Genomic DNA, 12,488 nt, shown 5'->3' with positions numbered 1-12,488 from the left:
TGTCCTGACAGGATACCGATGACTCACGCAGTTCTGAAATGGTCCCAGCCCGATAGCGTCAGGTCGAGCGGCGCGCCGTGGGCATCGACCAGGCGCAGGCCGGGCGTGGCCTCGATCGTGCCGACCCGGGTGACCGGCGTGGCGGCCGCCGCCGCGGCTTCCAGCACCGCCGCGCGGCGCGACGCCGGCGCCGTGAAGCACAGCTCGTAATCGTCGCCGCCGGCCGCCGTGAAGCGGCGCCGCAGGGCGACGTCTTGCCGCGCCAGCGCCGGGCCGGCCGGCAGCGCGTCGACGTCGAGCGTGGCGCCGACGCCGGAGGCCGCCAGGATGTGGCCCAGGTCGCCCACCAGGCCATCCGAGATGTCGAGCGCGGCGTGTGCGATCGGCGCCTCGGCCAGCGCCAGGCCCAGGGCCACGCGCGGCGTGGGCATGTGCAGCCTTGGCGCCGCCTGCGCCTGCAGCGCCGGATCGAGCTCGAGCTCTTTCCAGCAGCCGGCCAGCGCCAGGCGCGCATCGCCCAGCGTGCCCGAGATCCAGATGTCGTCGCTGGGACGCGCATGCGCGCGCCGCAGCGCATGGCCGGGAATGGTTTCGCCGAACACGGTGATGCAGATGTTCAGCGGCCCTTTGGTGGTGTCGCCGCCGATCAGTTCGCAGCCGTGTGCATCGGCCAGCGCGAACAGGCCGCGCGAGAACCCGTCGAGCCATGCCTCGTCGGCCCGCGGCAGCGCCAGGGACAAGGTAAACGCAACAGGCCGCGCGCCCATCGCGGCCAGGTCCGACAGGTTCACGGCCAGGGCCTTGTGACCCAGCATTACAGGATCGGCGCCGGCGAAGAAGTGGCGCTCTTCGACCAGCATGTCGGACGAGATCGCGATCTGGCGGGCGGGCGTCGGGGCGAGCAGGGCGCAGTCGTCGCCGATGCCCAGCGCGACGTCAGGACGGGCCTGGCGCTCGCGCTGGAAAAAGCGCTTGATGAGATCGAATTCGGAAAGCATGGCAGCGATTGTACCGTCCGCGTTGGCTTACCAACAATTGCTGCGACCGCACATAACGAGCGTAAAAATACGTAGCCATTGACAACATCCTGTCTGATAGAATCAAAGACCCCGATTCGCTTCAGGAAGGCTGCCCAGTATGGATTCGTCATCTGACAAAAAAGAAGAATTACGTCAGCAACTGCGTCAAGCAGCGCTCGAGTATCATCAGTTTCCCCGTCCCGGCAAGATCAGCGTGGCGCCCACCAAGGGCCTGCTGAACCAGCGCGACCTGGCGCTGGCCTATTCGCCGGGCGTGGCCGCGCCTTGCGAGGAAATCGTCAAGGATCCTGCCAACGCCTACAAGTACACCGCGCGCGGCAACCTGGTCGCCGTGATCTCCAACGGCACCGCCGTGCTGGGCCTGGGCAACATCGGTCCGCTGGCGTCGAAGCCGGTGATGGAAGGCAAGGGCGTGCTGTTCAAGAAGTTCGCCGCGATCGACGTGTTCGACATCGAGATCAACGAGACCGATCCCGACAAGCTGGTCGACATCATCGCCGCGCTCGAGCCGACGTTCGGGGGCGTGAACCTGGAAGACATCAAGGCGCCCGAGTGCTTCTACATCGAGCGCCAGCTGCGCGAGCGGATGAAGATCCCGGTCTTCCACGACGACCAGCACGGTACCGCGATCATCGTCGGCTCGGCCATCCTGAACGGCCTGAAAGTCGTCGGCAAGAACATCAAGGAATGCAAGCTGGTGGTCTCGGGCGCCGGCGCGGCCGCGCTGGCCTGCCTCGACCTGATCGTCGACCTGGGCTTCCCGATCGAGAACATTTTTGTCACCGACCTGGCCGGCGTGGTCTACAAGGGCCGTGTCGAGCTGATGGACCCGGACAAGGAACGCTTCGCGCAAGACACGCCGCACCGTTCGCTGGCCGACGTCATTCCGGGCGCCGACATCTTCCTGGGCTTGTCCGCCGGCGGCGTGCTCAAGCAGGACATGGTCGCCAAGATGGGCCCGAACCCGCTGATCCTGGCGCTGGCCAACCCGAACCCGGAAATCCTGCCTGAAGACGTGAAGGCGGTGCGCGGCGACGCCATCATCGCCACCGGCCGTTCGGACTATCCGAACCAGGTCAACAACGTCCTGTGCTTCCCGTATATGTTCCGCGGCGCCCTGGACTGCGGCGCGACCACCATCACGCGCGAGATGGAAATCGCGGTGGTGCACGCGATCGCCGACCTGGCCCTCGCCGAGCAGTCGGACATCGTGGCCTCGGCCTACGGCATCTCGAACCTGTCGTTCGGTCCGGAATACCTGATCCCGATGCCGTTCGATCCGCGCCTGTTGACCCATATCGCCCCGGCCGTGGCCAAGGCCGCGATGGATGGCGGCGTCGCCAGCCGTCCGATCGAAGACCTGGAAGCCTACGCCGAGACCCTGCAGCAGTTCGTCTACCGCAGCGGCACCTTCATGAAGCCGCTGTTCACGGTCGCCAAGAGCGCCCCGCCGGAGATGAAGCGCATCGTCTACGCCGAGGGCGAGGACGAGCGCGTGCTGCGCGCGGTGCAGGTGGTGGTCGACGAGAAGCTGGCGCGCCCGATCCTGGTCGGCCGTCCGGCGGTGCTCGAGCAGCGCATCGAGAAATTCGGCCTGCGCCTCAAGCTGGGCGTGCACTTCGACGTCATCAACCCCGACTTCGACGAGCGCTACCGCGACTACTGGACGACCTACCACCAGATGGTGATGCGCAAGGGCGTGACCCAGGACCTGGCCAAGCTGGCCATGCGCCGTCGCCACACCCTGATCGGCGCCATGATGATCCACAAGGGCGAAGCCGACGGCATGATCTGCGGCACCTACGGCACCACCCAGATGCACCTGGAGTTCATCGACCAGGTGCTGGGCAAGCGCGCCGGCGCCAACGTCTATGCGGCGATGAACTTCATCATCACGCCGGAACGCCAGCTGGCCATGGTCGACACCCACGTCAACGAGAATCCCAACGCCGAACAGCTGGCCGAGATCACGATCATGGCGGCCGAGGAGATGGAGCGCTTCGGCATCAGCCCGCGCGCGGCCCTGTTGTCGCACTCGAACTTCGGCAGCGCCAACTCGGAGTCGGCGCAGAAGATGCGCGCCGCCCTGGCGCTGGTGCAGCAGAAGAAGCCGGAACTCGAAGTCGACGGCGAGATGCACGGCGACGCCGCGCTCGACGCCAAGAACCGCGCCAAGATCATGCCGGAGTCGACCCTGAAGGGCGACGCCAACCTCCTGGTGCTGCCGAACATCGACGCCGCCAACATCTCGTACAACCTGCTCAAGACGGCGGCCGGCAACGGCATCGCGGTCGGCCCGGTCCTGCTCGGTTGCGCGCGTCCGGTCCACATCCTGACCCCGTCGGCGACGGTGCGCCGGATCGTCAACATGACGGCGCTGGCCGTGGTGGACGCCGTGTCCCAGCGCTGATCCATCAGCCGGTTGGGCCAGCACCTCACGCCTGTCCGAGCGCCTTGCGCCCGGGCAGGCGTCGTCGTCTGGGCCTGTCGCCAGCTGTCGCCGTTTGTCGTCCGCCAAAGACACTGGTAACAAACCGTAAGCGGCCAGCGCGGCGCATCATTTTGAGGTCATAATGTTCAGATAAGTGTTGATTTAATTGCACACATTTCTCATGTGCAATTAAGCAACCCGACCTCCTCTGTTACAATCCTTGCTTCACCGGGCTCGCCAGGTAGTACATTGCGCCCGCAAGACCACTTCATACCATCCAAGAACATGCAAAACAAACGAGCCCTCATCACCGGTATCACCGGCCAGGATGGCGCCTATTTGGCCCAGTTGCTCCTGGAAAAAGGCTATCACGTCACCGGTACCTATCGTCGCTCGAGCTCGGTCAATTTCTGGCGCATCGATGAACTCGGCATTACCGCGCATCCCAACCTGTCGCTGGTCGAATACGACCTGACCGACCTGGCCTCGAGCCTGCGCCTGATCGAAGCAGCGCAGCCGGGCGAGGTGTACAACCTGGCGGCGCAGAGCTTTGTCGGCGTGTCCTTCGACCAGCCGGTGACCACCGCGTCGATTACCGGCCTGGGGGCCGTCAACCTGCTCGAAGCCATCCGCATCGTCAATCCGAAGATCCGCTTCTACCAGGCGTCGACCTCGGAAATGTTCGGCAAGGTGCAGGCCATCCCGCAAAAAGAAGATACGCCGTTCTACCCGCGCAGCCCGTATGGCGTGGCCAAGCTGTACGCGCACTGGATGACCATCAATTACCGCGAGTCGTATGACATCTTCGGTTCCTCGGGCATCCTGTTCAACCACGAATCGCCGCTGCGCGGCCGCGAGTTCGTCACGCGCAAGATCACCGATTCGGTGGCCAAGATCGTGCAGGGCAAGCTGGAGCTGCTGGAGCTGGGCAATATGGACGCCAAGCGCGACTGGGGCTTCGCCAAGGAATATGTCGAAGGCATGTGGCGCATGCTGCAGGTCGACAAGCCGGACACCTATGTGCTGGCGACCAACCGCACCGAGACCGTGCGCGACTTCGTCACCATGGCCTTCAAGGCGGCCGGCGTCACGCTGGACTGGAGCGGTTCGGGCGAGCAGGAAGTCGCCCACTGCAGCCAGAGCGGCAAGAAGCTGGTGGGCGTCTCGCCCAAGTTCTACCGTCCGGCCGAAGTCGACCTCCTGATCGGCGACCCCGAGAAAGCCAAGCGCGAGCTGGGCTGGGAGCCAAAGACCACGCTCGAAGAGCTGTGCCAGATGATGGTCGACGCCGACCTGCGTCGTAACGAACAGGGCTTCTCGTTCTGATATGACGCGCCTGGCCACGGATGACGATTCCGCTCTCGCGCAGCGCGCGCCGCAGCGCGAAGGGGAGGGCCGCCGCGCCCTGATCACGGGCCTGCGCGGCTTCACCGGCCATTACCTGGCGCAAGAGCTGGCGGCCGCGGGTTACCGCGTGTTCGGCACCGTGATGCCGGGCGAGGACACCGGGCCGGACTCGCAGTCAGACATATTCGCGGTCGACCTGTGCGACCGCGACGCGGTGGCCGCCATGGTCGCCGAGGCCAGGCCCGACGTCGTGGCCCACCTGGCCGGCATCGCCTTCGTCGGCCATGCCAACGTCGAGGCGATCTACCGCGTCAATGTGGTGGGCACGCGCAATCTGCTTGAAGCATTATCGGCCGGCGTGCATCGCCCCACCAGCGTGCTGCTGGCGTCGTCGGCGAACATCTACGGCAACGCCGATGTGGCGGTGATCGACGAAAGCGTGCCGCCGGCGCCGGCCAACGACTACGCGGTCAGCAAGCTGGCGATGGAATACATGGCGCGCCTGTGGATGGACAAGCTGCCGATCACGATCGTGCGTCCATTCAATTACACCGGCGTGGGCCAGGCCGAGAATTTCCTGCTGCCCAAGATCGTCAACCACTTCCGTCGTAACGAGAAGCGCATCGAACTGGGCAATCTCGCCATCGCGCGCGATTTCTCCGACGTGCGCATGGTGGCGCGCAGCTATCGCCGCCTGCTGGCGGCGGCGCCCGCCGGCGAAGCCTTCAACGTCTGCTCGGGCACCCCGCACTCGCTCTCGAGCGTCATCGAGACCATGGGCGAGATCGCCGGATATCGCATCGACGTGCAGGTCAACCCCGCCTTCGTGCGCGCAAACGACGTGCTTCAACTGACTGGCAGCAATCGCAAGCTGGCCGCCGTGATCGGCGACCTGGCGCCGATCCCGCTGCACGAGACGCTGGACTGGATGTACCGGGCGTGAAACCCGCAGTCATCAAGGTCGGTCTGGGCACGACCATGGTCGAGCCCGGTTTGACCGGTGGCCGGCTGGACGGCATCGGCGTGTACACCCGGGCCTTGATGCAGCACCTGGGCCCAGCGGGCTGCGAAGTGGCGCCGTACTCCTGGCCCCACCCGCGCCGGGGCGGCGCCGGCATCAGCATCGGCCAGGCCTTTCCCCAGTCGTTCGAGACGGCGACCCTGATCGACCTGGTGACGCCCGGCGCGCACCGTATCCACATGCCGGCCGACATCTTCCACGTGACCGACTACCGCGTGGTGCGCATGGATTGCCCGGTGGTGGCCAGCCTGCACGATGCGCTGACGATCAAACACCCGGAGTGGTGCAATCCGCGCCTGCGCAAGCTCAAGAACTGGCTCCAGGCCAAGGCGGCGCGCAAGGCCGAGCACGTGATCGCGCTGTCGCACTTCGCCATCGAAGAACTGGTCGAATGCTTCGGCGTCGACGAGCGGCGCATCTCGGTGGTGCCCTGCGGTGTCGACGAGGAGTGGCTCACCGCGCCCGAACCGCGGGCGGTGGCGGCGACCCTGGATGCCTATGGCCTGCAACCTGGCTATTTCTTCTTTGTCGGCACCCTGCAACCGCGCAAGAACGTCGAACGCCTGCTGGAAGCGTATCTCGCGCTGCCGGCGCCCCTGCGCCTCGAGCGCGGCCTGGTGATCGTCGGCGCGCCCGGCGCGCGCAGCGAAGCCCTGGTGGCGTCGCTCAGGGCGGCGCAGGCGGCGGGCGAGAACGTGGTCTGGCTGGATCGCTTGACTGACCATGGGCAATTGCGTGACCTGTATGCCGGGGCCGGCGTCTTCGTCTTTCCTTCCTTGTACGAGGGCTATGGCATTCCGGTACTGGAAGCCTTCGCCTCGAACGTGCCGGTGGTGGCATCGAACACGACCTCGCTGCCGGAAGTCGCGGGCGACGCGGCGCTGCTGGTCGACCCGCTGTCGAGCGGCGCCATCGCCGACGCCATGCGCATCCTGGCCACGGAAGGTGTTGCGCGCGCGCGCTGTGTCGCCGCCGGACGCGCCCGCGCCGAACAACTGACATGGCAAAACACCGCACGCCTGACGGCGCAGGTGTACCGTGCCGTCCTTTCGCAGTAAGCTGAATTGATTATGCGCGTCCTTCATTTCTACAAGACCTACCACCCCGATTCGGTGGGCGGGGTCGAACAGGTGATCCGCCAGATGTGCGTGGGCACCGGTCGTCTCGGCGTGAGCAATACGGTGCTGTCGCTGTCGCGACAGGACAAGCTGGTCCCGTTCGAATTCGAAGGCCATATGGTCCACCGCGTGCCGCTCAATGCCGAGATCGCGTCCAACGCCATCTCGGTGCAGTCGATCGGCGCGCTGGCGCGCCTGGCGAAGCAGGCCGATGTGGTGCACTACCATTTCCCCTGGCCCTTCATGGACCTGGCCCATTTCATGGCCCGGGTCGACAAGCCGACGGTGGTCACCTACCACTCCGACATCGTGCGCCAGCGCCACCTGCTGCGCCTGTACCAGCCGCTCAAGCACCGCTTCCTCAAGAGCGTCGACGCGATCGTCGCCACCTCGCCCAACTACCTCGGCTCGTCGACCGTGCTGGCGCGCTACAAGCAAAAAACCTCGGTCATTCCCTTCGGCCTGGACCGCGGCACCTATCCGCAGCCCGAGCCGGCCCGCCTGGCGCACTGGCGCGAGCGCGTGGGCCCGAAGTTCTTCCTGTTCGTGGGCGTGCTGCGCTACTACAAGGGCCTGCACATCCTGCTCGAGGCGGCCAGAGGTCTCGACTATCCGATCGTGATCGTCGGCGCCGGGCCGATCGAGGGCGAGCTCAAGGAACAGGCCGCGCGCCTGGGCCTGTCCAACGTGATGTTCGTCGGCGCGATCGACGAACCGGACAAGGCGGCGCTGCTGACCCTGTGCTATGCCGTGTCGTTCCCCTCGCACCTGCGCTCGGAAGCCTTCGGCATCTCCCTGCTCGAGGGAGCGATGTACGGCAAGCCCATGATCTCGAGCGAGATCGGCACCGGCACCACCTACATCAACGTCGATGGCGACACCGGCCTGGTGGTGCCGCCATCCGACCCGCAGGCGCTGCGCGCGGCGATGCGCACCTTGTGGGACAACCCGGACATGGCGCGCGCCATGGGCCGGCGCGCGGAGGCGCGTTTCGAGGAATTGTTTACGTCCGAGAAGATGGCGGCCAGCTATACGGCGCTGTACCATGAGCTGGTGGCGCGCCGCGCCGTCAAGCCGAGCGGCACGGTCGCCGTAGGGTCGGCGGCTCCGCCGCCGACGCGGTGATGGTTGGCGGCGAGATCATCCGGCGCGAAAGCGGAGGCGGTAACGACCACCGCGTCGGCGGCGTAGCCGCCGACCCTACGTCAGTTACGCCGTTTCGGCCCAGCGCAACCTGATCTCGCGGATCGCCGGCATCTGGCCGGCGAACAGCTCCACCAGCTGCGGATCGAAATGGCGGCCCTTCTGCTCGTGCAGGAAATTCACCGCCTCTTCCTCGGTCCACGCCTTCTTGTACGGCCGCACCGAGGTCAGCGCGTCGAACACGTCGGCGATCGCCACGATCCTGCCCACCAGCGGGATATCCTCTCCAGCCAGGCCGTACGGATAGCCGCTGCCGTCGTATTTCTCGTGGTGGGTCAGCGCGATCTGGCGCGCCAGCGCCAGCATGCCGCCGGCGTGCTCGCCGATGATCTCGGCGCCGATCGTCACGTGGCCCTGCATGATCTTCCATTCCTCGGCGTCGAGCGGCCCGGGTTTCTGCAGGATGCGGTCGGGGATGCCGATCTTGCCCACGTCGTGCATCGGCGCCGCGTGCAGCAGGTCGTCGGCCTCGATGTCCGTCAGGCCGGCGGCGATCCCGAGGAGGCGCGAGAAGTGGCTCATGCGGATCACGTGCAGGCCGGTCTCGTTGTCCTTGTATTCGGCGGCCAGGCCCAGGCGCTGCACGATTTCGAGGCGGCTGGCGCGAAGCTCTTCCATCCGCACCAGCGACAGGTGGGTGCGCACGCGCGCCCGCACCACCGGCGGGCTGACCGGCTTGGTGATGTAGTCGACCGCGCCGGCCTCGAAGCCTTCGACTTCGTCGGTGGTCTCGGTCAGGGCGGTGACGAAAATCACCGGGGTCGAGGCGGTGGCCGGATGCGCCTTGAGGGCGGCGCACACCTCGTAGCCCGACATCCCGGGCATCATCACGTCCAGCAGTACCAGGTCGGGCTGCTCCTGGCGCGCCAGTTCGAGCGCGCGCGCGCCGTCCTTGGCGAACAGCAGGCGATAGTGGTCCTGCAGGATCTGGCGCAGCAGCTGCAGGTTGCTGGCTTCGTCGTCGACCGCGAGGATCAGCGGACGGGTATTCGGTTGGTTCATGCTGCGAATTCGCTGGATGCGGGGTCATGCGCCTCGTCGCCCAGCAGGCCGATGACGGCCTCCAGGTGGCCGAGGGCGAGGTCGAAGTCGAAGTCGGCGAGCGCCGACTGGACCTGGTTCACGCGGGTGGCGGCCGGATGCGCCGCCAGGGCCGCGGCCAGGCTGGCCATGGCGCCGTCGTTCAGGGCGCCGCGGCGCAGCGCCTCGAGCAGCACGCCGCCGGCGCGCCGCGCGCGCGCCAGGTCGACCTCGCTCCCTTGCGGCGCCAGGGCCGGCGCCGTCGCCACGGCGTTCAGCGCCGCCAGCGCCGCGTCCAGCGCAGTGGTCGCCGCCGCCAGCGTGTCGGCCACCCGGTGCGCGTCGGTCGGCACCGCATCGGCGGCCTGCTCGAGCGTGGCCAGGGCGTCCGCCAGCAGCTCGAAGCCGACATTGGCGGCCGCGCCGCGCACCTTGTGCGCCAGCATGCGCAGCTGCTGGCGCTCGCCGGCGGCGGCGTGCAGGCGCAGCGCCTGGTCCAGGCCGGCGTACTGGCGGGCAAAGTGCTCGAGCGCCTCGGCATAGGCGTCCTCGCGGTTGCTCCAGCGGTGCAGGCCGGCGCGCCGGTTCAGCACTTCGCGCGGCGCATTGGGCGCGCCCGGCACGTCCGGCGCGCTGGCCGGCAGGCCGAGCACGCGCGCGATCTCGTGCGACAGCGCGAACCAGTCCACCGGCTTGCTGGCGAAACCGTCCATGCCGGCGTCGATGCTGGCCTGGCGGTGTTCGGCCAGCACGCTGGCCGTCATCGCGATCACCGGCAGGCGCGGGCGTTCCTCCCGCGCCTCATGTGCCCGAATCGCGCGGGTGGCGGCCAGGCCGTCCATGACCGGCATCTGGAAGTCCAGCAGCACCAGGTCGAACTCGCCGCTGGCGCTGAGTTCGACCACGGCGGCGCCGTCGCGCACGGCGGTCATGGTGTGGCCGCGGCGGGTCATCAGGAGCTGCATCAGTTCCAGGTTCTGCGGCACGTCGTCGGCCACCAGCACGCGCAGCGGCGGCAGCACGGCGGCGCTGCGCACGCGCGGCGCCTGTTGCGCGAAGCGCGCCAGCACCAGCGGCACCCGCACATGGAAGGTGGTGCCGTGTCCGAGCTCGCTCTCGGCCCAGATCCGGCCGCCCATCAGCTCGACCAGCTGCTTGCTGATGGTGGTGCCCAGGCCCGTGCCGCCGAAGCGTCGCGTCATCGAGGCGTCGGCCTGGGTGAACGGGTCGAAGATGGCGGCCAGGCGCTCGGGCGCGATGCCGATCCCGGTATCGGTCACGGCGATGCAGAGCTGGTCGCCTTCGGCGCCGACCGTGAGCGTCACGCTGCCCGTGGCGGTGAACTTGATCGCGTTGTCCAGCAGGTTGGTCAGCACTTGGCGCATGCGCAGCTCGTCGCCGCGCAGGCCGGTCGGCAGCGCCGGATCGTACTGGATATCCAGGTGCAGGCCCTTGGCGCGCGCGTTCGCGGCCAGGGTCGAGGACAGTTCGTCGATCAGGGACAGCAGGTTGTAGTCGTCCTGCTCCAGCTCCACCGCGCCTTTTTCGAGCTTGGCGGTGTCGAGGATCTCGTTGAGCAGGCGCAGCAGGGCGCGGCCGGCGCTGCGGATGGTGTCCAGGTGGCGCCGCTGCTCCACGTCCAGCTCGCCGTCCAGCAGCACGTCGGTAAAGCCCAGGATCGAATTCATCGGGGTGCGGATCTCGTGGCTCATATTGGCCACGAAGGTCGCGCGCGCGGCGGCGGCCTGCTCGGCGGTTTCCTTGGCGGCTCGCAGCGCTTCTTCCATCTGGCGGCGCTCGGTGATGTCGAGGATCACGCCGTCCAGCCATTCGACGTCGCCGGCCGCGTCGCGCACCCCGGTGCCGTTTTCCCAGAGCCAGCGCACGCCGCCGTCGGCGTGCAGCAGCCGGTATTCCACCAGGTAGGGCCGGCCTTCGCGCAGCGCGGCGCCGATGTCCCTGGCCACCCGGATCCGGTCTTCGGCATGGATCAGGGCGCCGAACGTGCGCCGCGGCGGCTCGCTCACGAAATCGGCGGCCGGATAGCCGGTGACGCGCTCGACCGCATCGCTGATGAACACCATCGGCCAGTCGTCACTGAGCTTGCTGCGGTAGGAGACGCCGGGGATGTTCCCGATCAGGGAACGGAACTGCTGCTCGCTGTCGCGCAGCGCCCCTTCCATGGCGCGCCGCTCGCTGATGTCGGTGACGAAGCAGACGAACAGGTCTTGCCCGTCCAGCCGCGCGTGGCCGAGCGCGCCGCGCACCGGCACCAGGCTGCCGTCCTTGCGCAGGCCGAAGGTTTCGGTGCTGGTGTTGACGCCTTCCAGGTTGCCCTTGGCCAGGACGTGCAGCAGGCCATGCCTGGCGGTGCGGTCGGCTTCTTGGAGAATCAAGCCGATATGGCGGCCGACGATCTCGTCGCGCTGCCAGCCGAAGATGCGTTCGGCCGAGGCGTTGAATTCGGTGACGGTGCCGTCGCGCCCGACCGTGATCACGCCGTCGACGGTGGTGGTGAGCAGCGCGCGCATCCAGGCTTCGCTGCGCGTAAGGCCCAGGTACAGCTCGCGGTAGCGCAGCAGGCCGTTGGCGGCCACCACGCCCAGCGACAGCGCCACCGTGATGACCGTGATCGACAGCGCCATGAAATCGCTGTTCGAATCGTCCAGGCCCAGCGGATCGACTTCGCCGGCGAAGCGCGCTGCCGCCATGCCGGTGTAGTGCATGCCGGCGATGGCGCAGCCCATCACCACCGCCGCGATCAGCAGGCGGCGCGCATCGGTCATCGACTTGAAGCGCGACAGGCCGTGGCGCACGCCCAGGGCCAGCGTGGCCAGCACCACCGCGACCACGATCGACAGCGCGAACATGGCCGGATCGTAGTAGAGGTCGAGGCGCATGCGCATGCCGGCCATGCCGGCATAGTGCATGGCGCCGATGCCGGCCCCGACCAGCACCCCGCCCACCAGCAGGTGCGCCAGGCGCAGCTGGGGGCGCGAGATCAGGTGCAGCGCGATCCAGGACGCGCCGATGCTGGGCAGCGCCGACAGCAGGGTGATGCCGTGGTCGTAATGGACCGGCGTGCACAGGTTGAAGGCGAGCATGCCGATGAAGTGCATCGACCACACGCCGGCGCCGAGCGCCAGGCTGGCGGTGCCGAGCACGATGGCGCGGTGGGCGGGATTGGCGCTGGCGCGACCCGTGATCTGCAAGCCCATCCAGGAAGAAAAGATCGCGACCAGCACCGACAGCACGACCAGGCGCGGCTCATGGACACCATAGGCCAGCATGGACGGATCAGTGGGGGC

8 protein-coding genes are annotated in these 12,488 nt (G+C 67.5%); 5 read left to right on the top strand and 3 right to left on the bottom strand.

What is annotated here, in order from left to right; genetic code table 11:
• Positions 1-23: 23 nt before the first annotated feature.
• The gene (gene thiL, locus ACZ9AQ_RS09950; protein WP_429203597.1) at positions 24-998 is read right to left on the bottom strand and encodes a thiamine-phosphate kinase; all 975 of its coding nucleotides are present in this window, start codon (positions 996-998) and stop codon (positions 24-26) included.
• Positions 999-1,137: 139 nt separating this feature from the next.
• On the opposite strand from thiL, the gene ACZ9AQ_RS09945 reads away from it, so the two are divergent.
• The 5 genes from ACZ9AQ_RS09945 (at position 1,138) to ACZ9AQ_RS09925 (ending at position 8,082) form a co-directional block, all read left to right on the top strand.
• On the top strand, positions 1,138-3,450 hold the full coding sequence (locus ACZ9AQ_RS09945) for an NADP-dependent malic enzyme (protein WP_429203596.1): 2,313 nt from the start codon (positions 1,138-1,140) through the stop codon (positions 3,448-3,450).
• A 306-nt stretch (positions 3,451-3,756) separates the two neighbouring features.
• The gene (gene gmd, locus ACZ9AQ_RS09940; RefSeq protein WP_429203595.1) at positions 3,757-4,797 is read left to right on the top strand and encodes a GDP-mannose 4,6-dehydratase; all 1,041 of its coding nucleotides are present in this window, start codon (positions 3,757-3,759) and stop codon (positions 4,795-4,797) included.
• Position 4,798: 1 nt separating this feature from the next.
• A complete protein-coding gene (locus tag ACZ9AQ_RS09935) occupies positions 4,799-5,761 on the top strand; it encodes a GDP-mannose 4,6-dehydratase (protein ID WP_429203594.1) in 963 nt (320 codons plus the stop codon).
• The gene (locus tag ACZ9AQ_RS09930) at positions 5,758-6,897 is read left to right on the top strand and encodes a glycosyltransferase family 4 protein (protein WP_429203593.1); all 1,140 of its coding nucleotides are present in this window, start codon (positions 5,758-5,760) and stop codon (positions 6,895-6,897) included. The genes ACZ9AQ_RS09935 and ACZ9AQ_RS09930 overlap by 4 nt, the downstream gene beginning before the upstream one ends.
• Before the next feature lie 12 nt (positions 6,898-6,909).
• Complete coding sequence (locus ACZ9AQ_RS09925; RefSeq protein ID WP_429203592.1) at positions 6,910-8,082, top strand: glycosyltransferase family 4 protein; 1,173 nt, start codon at positions 6,910-6,912, stop codon at positions 8,080-8,082.
• An 84-nt stretch (positions 8,083-8,166) separates the two neighbouring features.
• Here ACZ9AQ_RS09925 and ACZ9AQ_RS09920 read toward each other — a convergent pair whose 3' ends face one another.
• Positions 8,167-9,162, bottom strand: coding sequence for a response regulator (locus tag ACZ9AQ_RS09920; RefSeq protein ID WP_429203591.1), 996 nt, complete (start codon positions 9,160-9,162; stop codon positions 8,167-8,169).
• The gene (locus ACZ9AQ_RS09915; RefSeq protein ID WP_429203590.1) at positions 9,159-12,470 is read right to left on the bottom strand and encodes an MHYT domain-containing protein; all 3,312 of its coding nucleotides are present in this window, start codon (positions 12,468-12,470) and stop codon (positions 9,159-9,161) included. Before ACZ9AQ_RS09915 ends, ACZ9AQ_RS09920 begins: the two co-directional genes overlap by 4 nt.
• Positions 12,471-12,488: the final 18 nt, after the last annotated feature.

The sequence above is a fragment of the Massilia sp. UYP34 genome (assembly GCF_056279385.1).
The sequence above is the reverse complement of the archived record's forward strand: the minus strand, read 5'-3'. Positions and strand labels throughout refer to the sequence as shown.